Source organism: Candidatus Nanosynbacter sp. TM7-053 (assembly GCF_022828375.1).
Taxonomy (GTDB): domain Bacteria; phylum Patescibacteriota; class Saccharimonadia; order Saccharimonadales; family Saccharimonadaceae; genus Nanosynbacter.
Window position 1 is genome coordinate 114,662 of the sequence record NZ_JAJQJX010000001.1, and the last position, 19,821, is coordinate 134,482.

At 43.5% G+C, this 19,821-nt stretch carries 17 protein-coding genes and 1 tRNA gene; 12 read left to right on the forward strand and 6 right to left on the reverse strand.

Features of this window, described 5'->3' with window-relative positions; genetic code table 11:
- Together LRM50_RS00720 and LRM50_RS00725 are read right to left on the reverse strand one after the other, a co-directional pair.
- Nucleotides 1-1,233: an ABC transporter permease gene (locus LRM50_RS00720; protein WP_243809460.1), complete on the reverse strand. Its 1,233-nt coding sequence runs from the start codon at nucleotides 1,231-1,233 to the stop codon at nucleotides 1-3.
- Complete coding sequence (locus LRM50_RS00725) at nucleotides 1,226-1,975, reverse strand: ABC transporter ATP-binding protein (RefSeq protein WP_243809466.1); 750 nt, start codon at nucleotides 1,973-1,975, stop codon at nucleotides 1,226-1,228. Before LRM50_RS00725 ends, LRM50_RS00720 begins: the two co-directional genes overlap by 8 nt.
- 63 nt (nucleotides 1,976-2,038) lie before the next feature.
- Between LRM50_RS00725 and LRM50_RS00730 the strand changes: the two genes are divergently transcribed.
- The 5 genes from LRM50_RS00730 (at nucleotide 2,039) to LRM50_RS00750 (ending at nucleotide 6,865) form a co-directional block, all read left to right on the forward strand.
- Nucleotides 2,039-2,707: a response regulator transcription factor gene (locus tag LRM50_RS00730; RefSeq protein ID WP_243809467.1), complete on the forward strand. Its 669-nt coding sequence runs from the start codon at nucleotides 2,039-2,041 to the stop codon at nucleotides 2,705-2,707.
- Nucleotides 2,704-3,654, forward strand: coding sequence for a sensor histidine kinase (locus LRM50_RS00735; protein ID WP_243809468.1), 951 nt, complete (start codon nucleotides 2,704-2,706; stop codon nucleotides 3,652-3,654). The genes LRM50_RS00730 and LRM50_RS00735 overlap by 4 nt, the downstream gene beginning before the upstream one ends.
- Before the next feature lie 76 nt (nucleotides 3,655-3,730).
- Complete coding sequence (locus LRM50_RS00740; RefSeq protein WP_243809470.1) at nucleotides 3,731-4,189, forward strand: GreA/GreB family elongation factor; 459 nt, start codon at nucleotides 3,731-3,733, stop codon at nucleotides 4,187-4,189.
- A 133-nt stretch (nucleotides 4,190-4,322) separates the two neighbouring features.
- The gene (locus LRM50_RS00745; protein ID WP_243809472.1) at nucleotides 4,323-6,071 is read left to right on the forward strand and encodes a DUF262 domain-containing protein; all 1,749 of its coding nucleotides are present in this window, start codon (nucleotides 4,323-4,325) and stop codon (nucleotides 6,069-6,071) included.
- A gap of 128 nt (nucleotides 6,072-6,199) precedes the next feature.
- The gene (locus LRM50_RS00750; RefSeq protein ID WP_243809474.1) at nucleotides 6,200-6,865 is read left to right on the forward strand and encodes a DUF2268 domain-containing putative Zn-dependent protease; all 666 of its coding nucleotides are present in this window, start codon (nucleotides 6,200-6,202) and stop codon (nucleotides 6,863-6,865) included.
- A 144-nt stretch (nucleotides 6,866-7,009) separates the two neighbouring features.
- Here the strand turns inward: LRM50_RS00750 and LRM50_RS00755 are convergent, their stop codons facing one another.
- Together LRM50_RS00755 and LRM50_RS00760 are read right to left on the reverse strand one after the other, a co-directional pair.
- Complete coding sequence (locus LRM50_RS00755) at nucleotides 7,010-7,657, reverse strand: hypothetical protein (protein WP_243809476.1); 648 nt, start codon at nucleotides 7,655-7,657, stop codon at nucleotides 7,010-7,012.
- Nucleotides 7,658-7,825: 168 nt separating this feature from the next.
- A tRNA-Gln gene (locus LRM50_RS00760) sits at nucleotides 7,826-7,900 on the reverse strand.
- A 73-nt stretch (nucleotides 7,901-7,973) separates the two neighbouring features.
- Here LRM50_RS00760 and LRM50_RS00765 point away from each other — a divergent pair.
- Entirely contained in the window at nucleotides 7,974-9,284 is a 1,311-nt protein-coding gene (locus LRM50_RS00765; RefSeq protein WP_243809484.1) for a class I SAM-dependent RNA methyltransferase, read from the forward strand.
- Between the two features lie 106 nt (nucleotides 9,285-9,390).
- Nucleotides 9,391-10,332 carry a hypothetical protein gene (locus LRM50_RS00770; protein ID WP_243809486.1) on the forward strand — a complete coding sequence of 314 codons (942 nt, stop codon included), beginning with the start codon at nucleotides 9,391-9,393 and terminating at the stop codon, nucleotides 10,330-10,332.
- Between the two features lie 65 nt (nucleotides 10,333-10,397).
- Here the strand turns inward: LRM50_RS00770 and LRM50_RS00775 are convergent, their stop codons facing one another.
- Both LRM50_RS00775 and LRM50_RS00780 read right to left on the reverse strand, forming a co-directional pair.
- Entirely contained in the window at nucleotides 10,398-12,731 is a 2,334-nt protein-coding gene (locus LRM50_RS00775; protein ID WP_243809491.1) for an HAD-IC family P-type ATPase, read from the reverse strand.
- Nucleotides 12,731-13,219, reverse strand: a complete 489-nt coding sequence (locus LRM50_RS00780) for a hypothetical protein (protein WP_243809492.1) — start codon at nucleotides 13,217-13,219, stop codon at nucleotides 12,731-12,733. Before LRM50_RS00780 ends, LRM50_RS00775 begins: the two co-directional genes overlap by 1 nt.
- Nucleotides 13,220-13,466: 247 nt before the next feature.
- Here LRM50_RS00780 and LRM50_RS00785 point away from each other — a divergent pair, with 247 nt between their 5' ends.
- The 5 genes from LRM50_RS00785 (at nucleotide 13,467) to LRM50_RS00805 (ending at nucleotide 19,786) form a co-directional block, all read left to right on the forward strand.
- Nucleotides 13,467-16,763: an ATP-dependent helicase gene (locus tag LRM50_RS00785; protein WP_243809493.1), complete on the forward strand. Its 3,297-nt coding sequence runs from the start codon at nucleotides 13,467-13,469 to the stop codon at nucleotides 16,761-16,763.
- Nucleotides 16,764-16,925: 162 nt separating this feature from the next.
- Nucleotides 16,926-17,090, forward strand: coding sequence for a hypothetical protein (locus LRM50_RS00790; protein ID WP_243809494.1), 165 nt, complete (start codon nucleotides 16,926-16,928; stop codon nucleotides 17,088-17,090).
- Between the two features lie 382 nt (nucleotides 17,091-17,472).
- Nucleotides 17,473-18,444, forward strand: coding sequence for a tRNA dihydrouridine synthase (locus tag LRM50_RS00795; RefSeq protein WP_243809495.1), 972 nt, complete (start codon nucleotides 17,473-17,475; stop codon nucleotides 18,442-18,444).
- 1 nt (nucleotide 18,445) lies between these two features.
- Nucleotides 18,446-18,901 carry a hypothetical protein gene (locus tag LRM50_RS00800; protein WP_243809496.1) on the forward strand — a complete coding sequence of 152 codons (456 nt, stop codon included), beginning with the start codon at nucleotides 18,446-18,448 and terminating at the stop codon, nucleotides 18,899-18,901.
- Between the two features lie 99 nt (nucleotides 18,902-19,000).
- Nucleotides 19,001-19,786, forward strand: coding sequence for a BUD32 family EKC/KEOPS complex subunit (locus LRM50_RS00805; protein WP_243809497.1), 786 nt, complete (start codon nucleotides 19,001-19,003; stop codon nucleotides 19,784-19,786).
- Nucleotides 19,787-19,821 lie beyond the last annotated feature (35 nt).

The window sequence follows — 19,821 nt, forward strand, 5'->3', positions numbered from 1 at the left end:
TTAAACTTTACCAGCTTTTCGGCGTGTTCGCAACGCCGACAGAGATAATTTACTATCATAAGACATCGCACCGTAACGGAAAACGCGCACCGATAGCCACATAACAAACACTGCTGTAGCAACCAAAACTGCCGTGCCGAGCAAAGCTTCCCAAATCGGCAAATTACCTATTGCGTTTCGTAACAACAATGGAATCGGCGCGGTGAATGGAAATAGCGATAAGAACTTAACGAAGAAATAATCAGGGAAGGAAACGAACGCCGTGATTCCGTAAAATGGACCAATGAATAGCATAATCACAATTCCGAACCACTGGCTGGCTTCTTTGGCGGTCGGCATCATCGCGCCCAAAGTCACCAACATTCCCGTAAATAAAGTGAAGCTTGCGGAGAAAATTATGATCGCCAGACCAATTCTCACAGGATCAAACACAAGCGTGCTCAAGTCCAGATTAGGCAATTGCAACTTCGAGCCAAACGCCAAATAGCCCGCCAAAACTGGCAAAACAATCACCAAAATCTGAATCAAAGCCAACACCATCAAGGACAGAATTTTACCCGTAATTAAAGTGTCAGTTTTAACGGTCGTAAGCAGCATTTCCACCGTGCGATTTTCTTTTTCCTCGGTGGTGCTAATGAGCATTTGATTGCCAAAAATACTGATGAGAATGAACAAAATAACCAAAAACATTCCTGGCACGATCATCTCATTAATGCCGCCGTGTTCTTTTCCGTCCAGATATGTGGTTGATGACAATTGGACTTTGTCGCGTAAAATTGCAACTTGTGCTGGGCTGACGCCACTTGCTACCGATTGGCTCAATAAGCTCTGCGCCACCGCGCCGTATTTTCCGTTTTGGAATAACCCAACATCTTTACCGTAAACTTCGACCTTTTGCTTGCTCAAATCTTTTGGAAAATAAACATACGCATCAACCTTATTATTTTTTACGTCGTCAATTCCAGATTCTTTCGATTTGGCAGTTTTGGCTTTAATTGCCGCCAGCAATTCTGGCTTCACCAATTTCGAATCGTCCGTGACTTTCAGTGAAAATTCTTGCTTTTCCAGATTTTTTGACGCTTCAATAGTCGTGCTTTGCGACCAAAACATAATGCCATACAGCACGCCAATCAACAAAGGGAATCCCAAGGCCGTCAGCCAAAATGTCGGTTTTTTCAGCGTTCTAAGCGTTTCAAATTTGAAAACCGTCCCCAAATTATGCATTTTACTCATCGCTCAACTCCTTCGCTTCGCCGCCGTAAACTTGGACAAAAATGTCGTCCATTGAAGCGCCGCCAAATTGACTTTTTACTTCTTCCAACGTGCCGTACGCCGCCGCTTGACCGTCTTTCAATAAAATCAAACGATCGCACAATCTTTCGACTTCCTCCATCTGGTGTGTAACGTAAATAATTGTTGCGCCAGCTTTTCGCTGCTCCTCAATTATATTCATCAACAAACGGCGATTAACCGGATCAAAACCTTTGGCTGGCTCGTCCATAATCAGTAGTTCTGGATCGCCCATAATTGTTACGCCAAGCTGAATCTTCTGCTGCTGTCCGCCAGATAATTTATCAAGTTGCGTATTAGCCTTGTCGCTCAAATTGACACGCTCCAAAAACTTCAGAGAAAAATCCTTAGCTTCTTTGCGACTCAAACCTTTCAATTGGCCAAAGTAAAGCATCACGTCCAGAACTTTTTCTTTTTTATACAAACCGCGCTCCTCAGGAAGATATCCGAGGCGAATCTGACTTTCCACCGAATATGGCTTGCCGTTTATCAATAAGTCGCCCGCGGTCGGCTGATATAACCCCAACAATGCGCGCAACGTCGTAGTTTTTCCCGAGCCATTGCTTCCCAAAAAACCAAAAACTTCGCCGCGAAAAACATCAAAACTCAGATCTTTAATAACAGTTTTATCACCGAAACTCATCTTAAAATGACGAATCTCAACCATTTTTTTATTATCTGGCATACGCCTCCTTTTCTTTAAATAAAATTATAGCACTTAGCGCAGGAAAAAAGATATAATATAAATATGCGACTGCTAGTCATTGAGGACGAACGAAAAATTGCGAGGGTTATAACCGAATCTCTGAAGCGCGAGAAATACGCGGTCGATGCGGCGTACGACGGGGAAGAGGGCTTTAATTTGGCGGATAGTCAGCCGTATGACTTGTTGATTGTTGATCGAATGCTGCCGGGATTAGAAGGCACGGAGATTGTTAAAAAATTGCGCGAAAACGGGAAAAATATGCCAATTCTGTTTCTGACAGCGCTGAGTACGACCGAAGATAAAACGCTTGGGCTGGACGTGGGCGCCGATGATTATTTGACTAAGCCTTTTGCAATTGATGAATTGTTGGCGCGAGTACGAGCTTTACTTCGCCGTCCACCGATTCAGCAACCAGACATTTTGAAAATTGACGATTTGAAAATTGACAAGCAGCAACAAACCGTGACGCGAGCTGGAAAGAATATTGGCCTCACGAACAAAGAATATGCGCTACTGGAATATTTGATGCAGCATCCGAATCAGACTCTCAGTAAAGAAACACTGATTGATCACGTTTGGGATTTTGACGCTGATATTTTGCCGAATAATGTCGAGGCGTACATAAAAAATATACGCCAAAAAATCGACAAACCGTTCAAAAAACAATTGATAAAAACCGTGCGCGGCTTCGGATATAGGATTGAATCATGAAAATTTTTACTTCAGCAACAATTAAGTTGGCGGGCTGGTATTTGATGATTTTGATGATCGTCAGTTTGCTGTTTAGTAGCATTATTTTTCAGGTGGCGCGCTCGGAAGTTGATGCGCAAATTCATAAAATTATCATTCAAAGGAAGGGTGATTTTCCTGCAATTAATTTGTCAGAGAGAATAGATAATTCAACTCGAAATCTTTTGATTAGTTTGGGCTATATAAATCTTATCGTTCTGCTTGCTGGCGGTTGGTGCTCATATTTATTGGCAAAAATCACTTTGCGACCAATAGAAACCGCCCACAAAGCCCAATCGCGATTTGTTGCTAATGCCAGCCATCAGCTCCGAACGCCTCTGGCAATTATGAAAGCAGAAACTGAATTTGCGCTAAAAAATCGGAAGGCGAATAAGGCGGAACTTACAGAAACTCTGGAAAGCAATTTGGAGGAAATAAATAAGTTGACTGAACTTACGGCGATGCTTCTGGAGCTATCGCGGACGGAAAATAAGTTGACACTGGAAGATAAAAGTTTTAATTTGACGGAATTGATATCCGAGCTAGTTCGCGAACGGAAAGCCGAAGCCCGAGTTAAAATGAATTGCCCAGAACACATAAATATTCCGCTTCATCACACCGCCACGCGAGAATTGTGCGCGATTTTGCTTGATAATTCATTGAAGCATAGCCCGAAAAATTCTGTGGTAAAAATTTGCATCATTCCATCGAAACAAAACATCACTGTCAACTTCATCAACGACGGCACAATTTCACAACAAACTCTGCCACACGTTTTTGAGCGATTTTTCCGCGGCAACCAACAGACGAAAGGCTATGGATTAGGATTACCATTAGCGGAGCAATTGACAAAAGCGCTAGGCGGACAAATCTCTGTTAGTACCTCAAAAAACTCAACCATTTTCACAATTTCCTTGCCGATTCTGTAAATTTTCAGCTATTTTTCAGAATTAGATGTTGTAATAGGATTGTTGATTGGCAAATTGCCGATCCGAAAGGGGAAGTATGAGTACAACATTTTTAAGTAAAAAAGGATTTAAGGAACTACAGAAGGAAATTTCTGGACTAGAGATTTCAGAGAAAGCGCTCACGTTGGAATTGAAAGAAATTGGACGCGCCAAATCGCGTGATGACAAATTACACCGCAACGATGTAATTACGCAACTGGAAAATATCCAATCAAAAATCTTTATGAAGAAGGATATTTTGCGCCACGCCAAACCGCTGCCAAGGAAACGTGATCGATTGAAAATTGCTATCGGCTCAGTCGTGGATTTAGTGGATCAACAGGGAAAAATTTTCCGCTATACGCTGGTTCATAGCCTGGAAGCAAACCCTCTGGACGGGCGAATTTCCGTGGATAGTCCACTGGGAAAAAGTCTACTGAATCACAAAAAATCCGAAACTGTTTCCTGGAAAAATGGCTTGGCTACCAAGCAGCTACAGGTTATCAATATTAGCTAATTTCAATTGTCCACCACGACAGTTTGGCTCTCACTGGCAAGTGGGAGCTTTTTTATATAAAGCAATTGCGACATGCTATAATTACACCAAGAATATTCACAAATTTAGCGACAAAAAATAAACGGGGGATATTATGTCAAAGCTAAACGTAGATCAAAAAAGCATCCATGCACTCTTATCGGATAGAAAGGCGGACTACATCATACCAGATTACCAGCGTCCATATGCGTGGGACGAGGACAGTTGTCAGACTCTCTGGGATGATATATTTTCTTTCGCAATACCAGACAATGACGCCACGAAATTTGATACGAACGACGAGTATTTTCTCGGTTCAATTGTGACTTTTGAAAACGACAAAAAACAACAAGAAGTGATCGACGGTCAGCAGCGCCTAACCACATTCATGCTTCTCCTTCGAGCCTTTTACGATCGCTTCACCAAAATGCAAGACCAAGGCTCAAAAGACTTTTCCGAACGCATCGCCAGCTGTATATGGAAAACAGATGAAATGGGCAAGCCAGATAAAGATCACCTAAAAATAGATTCTGTTGTCGCCACCGATAAAGACAAGGAGGAATTCCTTTCAATTCTAAGAACAGGCATCGTTACCGACAACCAAACTAGCCGATACGCCAATAACTTTAGATTTTTCCTTAAAAAAGTCGATGAATTCATCAATAGCTTCCCAACTTTTGCAAAGAACTTGCCAGCAAGAATTCTTAATAACTGCATCTTAATGCCAATCGAAGCCGAATCTCAAGATACCGCTCTTCGCATATTCTCAACATTAAACGATAGAGGTCTCCCACTTTCAGATTCTGATATTTTTAAGGCTCAATTCTATCAATATTACAAACAGAAAAGTGAAGACGACAGGGATGAGTTTATTAAAGATTGGAAAAAACTCGAGGAGACATGTGAAAAAATCTTTCACCCAATCACCGGTACACCAATGGACGATTTGTTTACGAGATACATGTATTTCATTCGCGCCAAGCGAGACAATAACAAGTCTTCCACGACCGAGTCACTTAGAAGATTCTATGAGCGTGATAAATATTCCGTACTTAAACAAGATGACACTTTTGAAAATCTTAAAGATCTTGCTCAATTCTGGGAAGATATTACCGATCAAAATCGTGAACGTTTCAGCGAAGAGGTTTTAAAGAAATTATTCATATTAAACTATGCTCCAAATAGCATGTGGAATTATTTCATATCTGTTTACTATTTAGCAAATCGCACCGAAGACGGAAAATTGGATGATGAAGATTTTAAGATGTTTCTCGATCGTACAATTGCATTCATATGGGGATACGCAATAATACATCCCGGAGTGAACGCATTAAGAACGCCTATTTTCGCCGAGATGCTGAATATAGTTAATCTAAATGAAGTTACATTCTCAGACTTCAAATTTGATAAAGAGCAAACACGCAGTGCGATCCTTATTTATGATTTCAAGAATGGTAGACCAATCACCAAATCCATGCTGGCGCTTCGTATGATGCTTAATAAAGAGCAATCATATCCAAAACTCTCTCAGCAGTTTGATATTGAACATATTTATCCCAGAAAGCGACAAGAAAATGAGAAAGGATTGTCTAATAATCGACAAATCGACCTCCTTGGCAATAAATCTCTTTTAGAAAAACGGATCAATATTCGCGCGTCTGATTATAGATTTGAAGATAAAATTAAATATTACCAGGGTTTTGACAATAGTAGAGGACAGCGCATAGGCGGAACAGAAAATCTTGAGCTCAAGAATATAAGCAACGTTTATAAAAAATTCGGAGAAAAAGAAATTGTCGAGAGGACTGATCTGTTTATTGACGAATTTGTGAACCTATTAGATCAGAACGGCTTGATTGCCTAGAAACAAAAAATCGCCCAAAAGAGCGGAAGGTCGCTGCTGAAATTTTAGTGATTTCCATTTAAATATTGCACTTAATAAATAGCGTTGCCCTTATAGTAATACTTATATTATTGCAGTATAGTAAGACCATGAGCAAACTCCACCTACACATCGCTAACGCCAACCAAACTTTCACCGATGCCGAAATTGCCATATTCAAAAGTACAGCGCAACAAGCCGAGACTTTTGTTTCGAGCGAGTTCGCGCAGTTTGATTACGAAGTTGATGTAATTATCACTACACCTTCGTTTATGTTGCCAACTATCGTCGAGGACGGAATCGCTGGCAAAACGCTTCATTCGCGCTTGATTATGATTTCTGTTGATAAAAGCCAGCACGGGGTTAGCGAGGATTTTATTTTCGAAACAATTTGCCACGAAATGTCGCATTCGCTGCGTTGGGAAAAATTGCCTGAATATGCCGAAACTATGTTTGATGGGATGATTTTGGAGGGCTTGGCGGTTGCGCTAGAAGAGGAAGCGATGAATAAACTCGGACGGCGAAACCAACAATTTTTCTTGAGAGAAATGCAGAAAACTTCTCAAGCTGAAATTGATAAGATAATTGCTGCACTACAAGGCAATTTTGAAGACAAGGTTTACGATTATACCAAAATTTTTTTCACCGGCGATGATGTTTTACCGCGCTGGGCGGGATATAAACTTGGGTATTACTTTGTGAAGCAATACCTACATCAAACTAGTCAGACTATTGTACAGGCGACTTTGGCAAGTTACAAGGATTTTATCCTATAAAAATTGAAGAGTCCCCGTCGCTATATGCGTAACAACGGGGACGAGACATAGCTTTAAACTACGCTTTTTGTGATCGCTCATTAAAACCTATGGCGACGAAATAAAACACATACAGGGAGTAACAAAGATGAGACACTCAGACTTTTAAGAATCAGAATATTCTAGCGTAACCCACAAAAAATCCTGTCCATTCAGTGCCTGCATATACGGCACGTCGTTGATATCATCTCGCATTAGCTCACCCAGATACAATGCGGCGTCGTTGAGTAACGTGTATTTTTCTCCCTGAGATGCAGCAGTAGGGCTATCAACACCACATATCTCAGCAACTTGTTTCATAATCACTTCACGATACAGTGCAAATGAATTACAATCGAATGCTGCCAGCAGGTATGCCCAGGTAGACGGAGCAAAGCTTTTGTCTGACATAAACAATTGTGCAAGTTGACTAGCCGTCTGAATGCATTCCGCAGCCGTTTCAGGTTTTGCAATCCATAATTCACTCAGGACCGAATGGGCATTTTTGCGTAATAGAAGAGATTTTAGGTCTTCAATATCACGCCAGTTAGCAAAATTGCTAGTATTTGTATGGTGCGTTACAATATGCGCGATCTCTGCAATCGAGTCACCACTAACCGAGTCGTACACCGCCAGCTCTTTATTAAGGCGCGGCAATATATCCCATTTGTATGATTCATCCCATAAGGCTTTGTCACCAGAAAATCGTCGCCGCAAGTACTCGTCTCTGTGTGATTCATAAAATGCCTGTAAAGCAAGTTTATTGATTTTCATCTTTTTCCTTTCTTTCGATAAATTCATCAAGCGCAGCAATTACCTTACAAGCCGTCCAGCCATTCCGAACTGGACAGTAATTCCTATTTGACCAAGCTTTACAACAGAGGTAGTTATTTATGAAGGCTAAAGGTAACGGAACCTTGTCGCTTACTCTGTTATACAGCTTGGCTGGGACGGCAGGATTCGAACCTGCGAATGCTGGGACCAAAACCCAGTGCCTTACCACTTGGCGACGTCCCACTATTGCCAGGACAATGACGATTATAGCACGCCAGACAGAAAAAATCCACACATCCTGATATAATATAACCTAATGAGAAAACAAATTTTTGAGACTTTAAGATTGGAAAAAATCGTTGGCGGCGGGCAAGCCATCGGAACACTTGACGACGGCCGCAAAGCGTTCGTCTGGGGAGGGTTGCCGAAAGAACTTGTAACGATTCGCGTGACAAAGAAAAAATCACACTTCGTCGAAGGAATAGTGACAGAAATTATCGAGAAAAGCCCAGAGCGAATTACGCCGAAGGATAAAAATAGTTATTTAAGCACCAGTCCTTGGCAAATAATGCCGATGTCCAGCGAGCAATCGTACAAAGCGTCGCTAATCGAAGAAGCTTTTTTACTTCACGATATCACATTGCCTGAAAAAATCGAGGTATTTTCTGACGGCGTAGAATTTAATTATCGTAATAAAGTCGAGTTCAGTTGGTTCGGCGACAAAACGGACGACGACGAAAAAGAAACTCTGGACTTGGCGTTTTTCAAGCGTGGCGGCAAAGGAAAAGTTATCGTTGACGGAACCAGCTTGGCACATCCGAGCATAAATAAATTGGCAATTGAAATCCGCGACCTCTTACAAACAAAACCGATTGTCGCGCGCCAATTAAAAACGCTCCTGATTCGCTCAGATCAACAGGGAAATACCGTTTGGCAATTGTACGTAAAAGATAAGGTAGAAAACCTGATTTCCGACGATGAAGCCAAATTACTATCAGCCGCGGGCGGCGAAATAATCTATTCCGACCCCAAAAGCCCAGCCAGCAGAATTACCGAACGCTTAAACAAATTCGGCGACACGACACTGAGCGACACGATTTTAGGAGTCGCCTTCAACTACGCTTGCGAAGGATTTTTCCAAGTCAACATTCCCGTTTACGAAAAAGCCCTGAGCGATATGAAAGCGTGGATTAATTGCAATGAAAAAATGCCGACACTCGACCTTTACTCTGGTGTTGGGACAATCGGTTTGACAATTGGCGGAGATGATGTGACGCTCGTGGAAATTAACGAGCATGCCGTCGCGGAAATGCAGAGGAATATTGCCAAGCTGAATCGACCGAATGCCAAGGCGATTTTGGCGCCGAGCGAAAAATCTCTGGAATATATAACGGGCGAGCAAATTGTCATCGTTGATCCGCCGCGCGCTGGACTTCACGCGGATGTTACTAATAGACTATTGGAGACAGAGCCGCCTCGGATTATTTATCTGAGTTGTAATCCTGTCACGCAAGCGCGAGACGTCAGTCTACTCCAGGAAAAATACGAAATCGTGCATCATCAAGGCTACAATTTCTTCCCGAGGACGCCGCACATTGAGCACTTGGTTATCCTTGATAATAAGTAAATCGGCTAGCGCGTTAACGCTTAACGTGGAACATCAGTAAATTTGACACGGACTCGTGTCGCTGATATAATATTACCACTAATGTAAAGAAGGAGTTTTATATATCATGACAGAAATACCCAAATCATCATCGCAGGAATTGCCAGACGGACAAAAAGCAACTGGCTGGGACAGCTTAGCAGACTACGACAATGGAGATTCCGACTACACTCATCACAGTCCATTTGGAGAAGTTCCAGCAATTAATGGAAACGATCTTCTCGACAGCGGAGTGTTCTTCGGCGATGCAATAGCGCTGACGCAAAAATACACTTCAACCAGCTCAGAAACTCCAGAGGAAAAGCAAGTATTATTAAATCTTGGCGATGTCTATGTGCTCGTGGGTAAAGATTCTGATCCAAATAAACTAAAAGCAGCCTGGGCGCGAGCTATGCGCGGACACTATGATCAACAGATAACTTTCACTGAAGACATTACTGATACGGTTGAAAGTTATCCGCTAGTAACAACCACCCTAGACAACATACCAAAAGAAATCCTTGAAGCTGAAGCAGCGGAAGACGAGGCAAAGCGCCGCGCCGGAGATGAAGAAATTCAGCAAGCAGACGCTATTATTAACAGGGAAAAAGACTACCGAAGATTGAAAGATAAAGTATGGGATGTAAAGCTTACTTTTGGTGAAGGAGACGAAAAATATACAACCAACGTCTACGGTGACAAACAAAAGCAACCAGAGGAGATTCCGTTTGACTCGGCATCCGAAGCTAAGATTTCAATGCAACGCACTTATGCCATACTGTGGGCAAAACTTATGCAGAAGCACCTTAATGAAGGTGAAGGCGAAAAAGTAGCTGACGTAGCAGAAGAATCTCTTAATGAGATGGGTATCGCTCTTTCTGAAAAACATGAAAATCTATTTGTTACAGATATCTGTTATGAGCTAGATGCCATATACAATTGGGAGCATTGCGCCGAGCTAAAGGATTGGTATAATGAAAGACTTCACGAGCTGTTTGATATAAAGCCGCTTCCAAAAGAAGCTAGATAAACCAGGACTGTCAAGAATGATCCGGCAGGCATACGATATTTGCCTGCCGGCGTTTTTTATGGCGGTTATACTTTTTTCTGGCATTCATTAGCAGTTAATTTTTTGCCAGCGCGGCGGGCTAGCCACCACTGAGCTAGGGCGGCGATGACAACCACGGCGATGCCCGGCCAGAGCAGAGTAATATTCGGCACGGTGAAATCGAAAAAGTCGCGCAGGAACCCAAAACCAAAGCTTCCAGCCGCCACAATAATCACCGACAGAAGATAAAGCAGGCGAGCGCGCTTGGCAGATTTATCGATGGTTACGTCCAGCATAATTCCCACCAAGAACACCAAATATACGCCAAACAAAGTCGCGGTGAGTACGGTCATCGTTGCGACTTCTGCGGCGTGGCCGGGGAACATAACAGAGGTAGTCCAATAGGTGAACGCGACAGTCACACCAGTAATTAAAGCAATCGGCGTAACAGCCAGCAAAGTATCATGCCAAAATCTCTTCGGATTTATTCGATGCTTCGGCACCGGCGGAAACAGCGTCCACATAAGAGTCGGCATAGTCACTAGAAAAATATTCATAAACGTAATATGGCGCGGCGAATACGGATAATTCATATTGATGAGAATCGTCGCAAGAAGAAGCGTCACGCCGTAAATAATTTTATGGAAAAATAGAACAGCGATGACTTCGATTGCTTGCATTATTTGATTGCCCAATTTCATTCCCATCGGCAGAGAAGTGAACGAATTGTTGAGCAATATAATGTCAGAAACTCGACGAGAAGCCGGCGCACCAGCGTACATCGCCACACCGAGGTCGGCCTTTTTTAGCGCCAGAGCGTCATTCACGCCGTCGCCAACCATGCCAGTGAATTTTCCGGATTGTTGGAATCTGTTTATTAAACGCTCTTTTTGGCCTGGCAAAACTCTGGCAAAAATCGTGTAAGTGTCGGCCGCATTGTTAAATTCATCTTCGCTAAGTGCCGCCAAATCTTCGCCTAAAATCGCCTTTTCTGGATGTTTAATTCCAGCTTCTTTGGCGATATATTGAACTGTGTGCGGATTATCACCAGAGATTACGCGAATAGTTACGCCTTGACTCTGCAAAAAATCCACCGTTTCAACAACGCCATGACGCAGGGAGTTGCGCAGAATAACCGCGCCAATTGCCGTTCCAGAACCATTTTTAAGATCCTTCAATTTGGTTTTATTATCCGAAAATTCAGCCAGCATCAACACGCGCAAACCATTATCAGCCCAATCATTCAACTTCTTCTGAGTTTCCTTATCTACCGGCGCCAACTTCGACACGAACTCTGGCGCGCCCATCATTAACGTCCGAATTTCACCGTCAATATTCGCCCTCACGCCAGCCATTTTACGCGCCGACGAAAACGCCATCACTTCCAAAACTTTCGTATTTTTTGGCGACGTAGCTTCCGCCAAAATCGCACGACCAGTGATATTTCCGCCGCTGGTTTCATGAGCAATTAATGCCGCAAAACTGGCAATGTTAGAGTCTGAATAGTCATTTTCATCACCGAAAGCCTCGACCCGCTCCAGCGTAACTTCATCACTAGTCAAGGTGCCTGTTTTATCTACTGCCAGCAAATTCAAAAGCGCCATCGCTTCAATTGCTGACAATTTTTGCGGCAAGACTTTCGCCTGGGCTAATCGCAGTGAGCCGAACGCCAAAAGCAGAGAACTCGCCAATAACAGACCTTCTGGCACGACCGTAACCGCCGCCGAAGTGATGGTTTTTAAGATGATGACGACGTTATCGCCAGAAAAATAATAGACGATAGCAATAAGTAACGACAGGACAATTGCGCCGTAAGTCAAGAAGTAAATTGCGCGCCAAATCGCTAATTGCAGAGGCGTGAGTTCTGGTTTGTAACGCTTCAGGACTTGACTAATCGCGCCAGCTTTCGTGTTGTCACCAATCGCAATTACTCGCGCAGCACCTTCACCGGCCAAAACCGTCGTCGCCGCCAGCACAACATCGCCGTCCTTTTTCTCAATCGACGCGGACTCGCCAGTCAACATACTTTCATTCAGCTCCAAGCCTTTCGACTCGATAACTTTCGCGTCCGCCGGTAGTTCATCGCCAGCCTGAATAAGAATCTCATCGCCAATTTTAAGCTCATCATAACCGACCTCGACAACATTTCCATCTTTCAACAATCGAGCTTTCGGCGCGCTCATCAGTTCCAATTGACGTAAAACTCGCTTAGCCCTTAGCTCCTGAATAATTCCAATCGTCGAATTCACGACAATCACCACCGAGATAAACCACGCATCACGATATTCGCGAACATAAACCAGCGCGCCAGCCAACAGAAAAATCACCACGACAATAGGTGAAAGCAGATTCCGCTTGATAATGTCCAAGTAGTCGCGCATTAAATTGCCCGAATCCTTCTGTAGCTAAACCTCGCGCCAACTCGCCAATTTCCGTACGCGTCAGAATCGAATTGATATATCTCACCATTTTTCACTTCAGAAATCAAAACCAAGGCAGGATTATACGGCGCCAAAGTTTTATAAAAATGCAAATCTTCATCCGTAACGTGCCTTCTTCCAGGGAAAACTTCGCGGAATTTGCGCTTGCCGATATCTTCAAAATATCGCGGCTGACCTTTTGGCGGAAGAAATAGCTCCGCACGCATACCCATTCGCGAGATTATCTTTTTAACATCAGATAAAATCAACGGCGAAGTCGCCTCCAAATACATCATCAACTGCTTTTTATTCGTCAAAAACACCGACGCCTTAGCAGTGCGACTAACATCGGCGTGCCACAAAATTATCGATTGAACATCAATTGGAAAACCAAATTTTTCCTTAGCAATTCGCTCTAGCGCCAGCTCGTCGTACGTCGCCTTATTCATAGATAATATTTTACCATTTTTTTATGAGGTGCGCGAGATGACAAAGATGTGAAATCTAATAACCAGCCTGCATGGTCGATTCAACTGCTTGACGGGAAATATCCAAGTGGCTTTTACCCTTAAACGCATCTTCTGGATGTTTTTTTCATTCACCCTCTTAATACTGAATCTAAAACCTTGGATGAATTCTGTAAATAGCAATTTTGATATCGCGTTCTGAAGACCGCCGACATGGTAAAATAAAACTATGGATTTCAATACTCGTTACGCTAAATTAAACGATAATCAACGACAAGCAGTCGACTACATCCACGGATCGCTTTTGGTAATTGCTGGGCCAGGAACGGGGAAAACCGAGCTTCTAAGTATGCGCACTGCCCAAATCCTAAGGCAAACCGACACCTTGCCGAACAGTATTTTATGCTTGACGTTTACTGAAAGCGGCGCCACAAATATGCGCCAACGACTCCGCCAGATTATCGGTGAGGATGCGTATAAAATTGCGATTCATACATTTCACAGCTTCGGCACAGAAATCATCAATCAACACCGCGAGTATTTTTTCCGTGGCGCCGACGCTCAACCAGTTGACGAATTGACGCAATATCAAATTATCTCTGGAATACTCGAAGGACTTGATTGGCGAAATCCATTAAGCGCGAAAAACAACGGGGAATTCGTTTATATTAAAGACCTCATTCGCATTATTTCCGAGTTCAAGCAAAGCGGCTTAACGCCGTCAGAATTACGGGCAATTATTGAGGACAATCAAAGCACAATCGCCGAAATCGCGCCAGGCATTCAGCAAGTATTTTCCGCCAAAATATCGAAAAAGACAATTGAAATGTTTGCGCCGATAGCTGAGAAAATTGCCAATTTAGCCGCCAAAAACCCTGACGAGAAAAACTCAAAATTGCCAGCCTCAATCACGCCATACGCCAACGTTTTAGCGCTGAGCATCGTGCACGCCACCCAGGAAGCGATTGACGAAAACTCAACCAAGCCACTGACCGCTTGGAAAAATAAATGGTGCGAAAAAAATGCCAATGGCGAATTTGTCCTGAAAGATTTTACCGCTGCAGAAAAATTATCCGCCGCAATCGACGTTTACGAAAAATACGTAAATATTTTGTCCGAGCGCTCGTTATTTGACTACGATGACATGATTTTATCCGTTATTCAAGCTTGCGAATCTCACCCAGAACTGCGCGCAAATCTCCAAGAGCAATTCCAATTCATCATGGTCGACGAGTTCCAGGACACAAACTTGGCGCAACTACGATTGCTGTTCAATTTGACCAGCGAGAACGACGACAATCCAAACATCATGGCGGTCGGCGATGACGACCAAGCAATCTTCAGCTTCCAAGGCGCAGACGTAGGCAACATCCAGCGCTTCCGCCAACATTATCACGACCCAAAAATCATCGTTTTGACCGACAATTATCGTTCCGCCGAGAACATTTTATCGTCAGCGCGGGACGTCATCACTCAAGGCGCGGATCGATTGGAAAACACAATTGACGGACTATCAAAACAATTGACCGCACACGCAAATAGTGAAGGCTCAAAAGTCGAAATCCAAGAATTCTCATCTGTTAGCGAAGAGCGAGCGGGAATCGCCAAACAAATTGCCGAGCTAATAAAAAACGGCGAAAAGCCAGAAAACATCACGATTATTGCGCGCCACCACAAAGAACTCATTGAAATTCTTCCGCATCTTTATAAGGAAAATCTTTTTGTCAATTACGAGCGTCACGACGACATTTTGGAGCAAGATATAATTCAGATTCTGGACAAATTGGCGCGAACTGTCGTGGCAATTAGCCAAAATAATTTGGACGTTGCCAATAGCCTATTACCGGAAATTACGGCTCATCCCGCGTTTGGATTTTCTGCGCTGGACATCTGGAAATTGAGCCTTCAAGCTTACAAAAATCGGCAATTGTGGCTGGAAAGTATGTTGGCAAATAGCGTATTTAAGGAATTTGCGGAGTGGCTTTTGGAGCGCGCTAAGGACGTGCCGAATCTGCCACTGGAAGAGCAATTGGACAATTTATTAGGCTTAACTAACGACGAAAGCGGCGACCTTCAGGTCAATTCTCTCGCCAATTTCTATTTCTCGCCAGAAAAGCTAGATAAAAACCCAGAAGCATATCTGACAATTTTGGAAAGTTTGCGCACTTTGCGTCAAAAACTTCGCGATCGAATCACCGATAAAAATCCAACGCTGGAAGATTTTTTGGAGTTTATTGATCTGCACATTTCGACAAAAACTCGCTTAACGCAAATTCGCACGCACGCAAGTTCACTCAGCGGCGCTATAAATTTGATGACCGCCCATAAATCCAAAGGTCTGGAATTTCCGCACGTTTTCGTGATCGGGGCAATTGACAGCGCTTGGGGCGAGAAAGTCCGTACGCGCAGTCGAGCTATCCGATATCCTGCAAACCTCCAGCTTCAGCCAGCGGGCTCCACTTACGACGAACGACTTCGATTATTCTTTGTGGCGATGACTCGCGCCAAAACCACATTGACCATGACTTATTCTCAAACCAACGATTCTGGCAGTGACACGATAATTGCCAGTTTCTTGACGAATTGCACACCAACCATCATTCCGACCAGCGACGATCCAGCGGAACAAATTGAACTTGCTGAAACCGATTGGACGACGCGACTAACTTCGCCAATTGTCCCAGAATTAAAGGACTTATTGGCGCCAGCGCTCGAAACATACAAGCTTTCCGCGACGCATTTGAATAATTTCCTCGATGTTTCGCGCGGCGGGCCGCAGAATTTCTTATTGAACAATTTGCTACATTTTCCATCCGCCAAAAATTCCGCCGCAGCTTACGGAACTGCGATTCACAGCAGTCTCCAGCAAGCACATTGCTCATTCAGCGCCGATCATCAATTGCCAAGCACCGAACAAATCCTCCAATTTTTCCAAAAATCCCTCGAGAGCCAACATTTGCCAGCCGACGATTTTCAATTGTATTTAGACAAAGGGAAGTCGGCTTTGACCGCGTTCTTAAACGCCAAATCTTCAGATTTTCACGACACGGACTTGGCGGAATTAGACTTTTCAAACCAAGGCGTAATTATAGATAACGCCAGATTGACCGGTAAACTTGACGTTGTCGATATCGACAAGCAAAATAAAACCATCTTCGTAACGGATTATAAAACTGGCAAGCCGGCGCATTCCTGGAAAGGTTCGGCCGATTACGAAAAAATCAAACTTCATAAATATCGTCAGCAATTGATGTTCTATCAGCTGCTGGTCGAGCATTCGCGCGATTATGGCAATTTCACGTTTACTGGCGGGCGATTACAATTTGTCGAGCCAGACATGAAGACCGGCGATATCCTCAACCTGGAAGATACATTCTCCAGAGAAGAGCTGACTGAATTTACGCAACTAATTGAGATTATTTGGCAGAAAATAACCACTTTAGATCTGCCGGATATTTCTGGCTATTCGGCGGATTATAAGGGAATGTTGCAATTCGAAAAAGACTTGCTGGCGGGCGAAATATAAAAATATTCTGGTATATTGTTGCGTTTTTTTATAATTAGTGTTATTATAATAAACGCTTTATTGGTGGAGCTGATATCTATGTCATGCTCTCCAGGAGCATAATCATAGGGTCGGCTCTTTTCTTCACGCCGTATAACTACGGCACAGAAAGAGGTGATATCCATGTTTGATACATGGACTGATGCTGATCGCGATAAAGCGATCAGCAAAGGTAAAGCTGGAGGCAAGCTCTCTAGCTGGGAGCAAGGAAAGCTCAAGGAAGCTGTGAGGGTCGACAACCGCGGCGCTGATGCCGCTGATGCCCTGAAGAAGCAGGGTCGTCGCTGACCCTCAGAATGACGGTCATAGATCTTAATCTATCTATGAAAAAGTTGGGTTAATACCAACAAAAGGGCGTCCGTCCGCCCCTGGGTCGATTCCCCAGCCGATAATCCGGAAAAGAATCAAAGGACATGATTCTGGAAAAATCCCGCCGCTTTGTTGTAAAGTGGAGTAGCGGTTGATAAGTGGGTTCGACACCCTCCATGTCCGCCGGGGAGGAGGTAAAACAAAGGCGTTTTGCTTCCCTCCCAGTTTCAGGTTCGCGAGTTCACTCGTGGCAGTTTTTCTCAACGTTGAGAATTACTCCGAGCAGAACCGCTTGAGCCCGCCCACACCCTATCTCGATGGCGAGATAGGGTTTTCTCCTTTTTGTGATAAAATAACAGAGATGACATCATTTTGGAATAATTTACCGCAGCCATTTTTCATATTGGCACCAATGGAAGCCGTCACCGACGTCGTGTTTCGTCATGTAGTGAAACAGGCTGGCGCGCCAGATATATTTTTCACCGAGTTCGCAAATGCTACCGGCTGGGTTCACGCTGGCGACAAAGCCATAGCTGGGCGATTAATTAAAACCGACGATGAGCAGCCGCTCATTGCGCAAATCTGGGGTGGCGAGCCAGGGGATATGGAAGCTTTTGCGAAGCACTGCGCGAAACTTGGTTTTAACGGAATTGATATCAATATGGGCTGTCCCGCCAAATCTGCCATTAAAAGCGGTGGTGCGGCTCTGATTCGTCGACCCGACATAGCGATAGCCGCAATTGACGCCGCCAAAAAATCTGGATTGCCTGTTAGCGTAAAAACTCGGCTGGGCTATACTTATGTCGATGAATGGCGAGAGTGGCTTACGACAATTCTCAAACAAGACATCGTGAACTTGACGATTCATCTGCGTACCAAAAAAGAGATGAGCAAAGTTGCGGCGCATTATGAATTGATTGACGAGATCGTTAAGCTGCGCGATGAAATTGCCCCACAAACACTTCTGACTATCAACGGCGACATTCGCGACCGAGAGCATGGGTTGGAAATTGCCAGAAAGCATCCTGGCGTGAATGGCATTATGATTGGGCGAGGCGTTTTCAGTGATCCGTTTTGCTTCCGCGAGTCGAAGGTCAACACAGATAATCATAAAGAAGAACTGTTGGCGCTCCTTAATTATCACTTGGATCTGTTCGATTCTTACCAGCCGATTTTAGGGCGACCTTTTGAAACCCTAAAACGTTTTTTCAAGATTTATATTCGCGATTTTGACGGTGCCAAAGAACTACGCGAACAGTTGATGTACACTACGACGACCGACGAGGTGCGATCAATACTTGCACACAACGATCATCCACATTATACTTATTGACATGACAACAAAAAAACAAAAACTACAAAAACAACAGGCCATAGACACATGGATCGTCATAGCATTATGGGTAAGTGCTATCTGGTTCTCGCTCGCACGCGGATTCATTACTGGCATCGGCGGTTGGGTACTAGCACTACTTGGCCCGTGGGCGCTTATCGTTAGCTGTATCTGTCTTGCAATCATCTCCCGACAAATGAAAAAACGCCATGCATCAAAAGACCATCTCACCACAATAGTACGTGTTTCCTTTATCGTCATGTCAATCTCATTATTTATCTGCGGCCTTGCAATGCCTGATTTTAGCGACATGGAGACCTTTTCAACATTATCCGTGTATACAAATAACGCTATTTCATTTGAAACATCAAAAACTATCGCCATTATCTCAGGGTTTGTAGTGGTTCTGTCTCTATTCGTGGCTGTTACTTTTGGTATCGCTGAAGACAGAGAATAGACGACGGAAGACGTCGCTATTTAGATTAGTATTAATTAGAGTCTTAGTACTATACGCAAATTGATTGAAAAAGTATAGATAATATTATATAATATAAATATGTTATCCTCAGAAATGCGCGCATGCGGCATACTACATCAGGATCAGCCAAAGAGAAAACTGCGTACGGCAATAGAAAACATACCCAGCGGACAACTCCTCATAGCAAACAATACACCGCTGAGTAGCGTCACTCGCGGTCAAAGATTAACATTTACTCCCGTTGAAGATTATTATACAGGACGACAGGACGCAACAAGTGGCATCATGTTCGGAAATATGTCAACAAATGACATAGAAATACCTGTAGCGATTAAGCCTCATAACAATATTGCTTCTGCACTTTCAGAATTTTGTATTACACAACATCTTATTAGTGAAGGACTCATTAAGCCATACCAACCACTAGGATTTTTATCAGGCAGAGATTCAATATATACACTATCATCATTCGAAGGCGATGTTGTGAGCTGCGACACGATTACCGACAGCACAGACAATCCTAAAAAAATACAAAAGGTTCTGCTTATGGGAGCAGCGACACTCGCGAGGCTACATAAATCGGGAGTTGCACATGGCGACGCGCAAATTAAAAATACCGCATTCAGTGTAAAGACAGGAGAGGAGCGAGCAATAGACCTAACTTCCTCTTATTTTGATAAAAGCGGTCGCGGCATAACTGATGACATGCATTCGTATATAGATACATTACCTGATTACGTTAGCCCAGCACTAGGCAATAAGTATATCGAGAAATATTTTATTGATCCATACTTATCGCTAGTCGCTGGTGCACTATCAAAAAAGCAACAGGATAGTGTTCATCGCGTTACTAATAATCTATGAGTAAATCTGTATACACCTTTCAATCTTCACGCCCA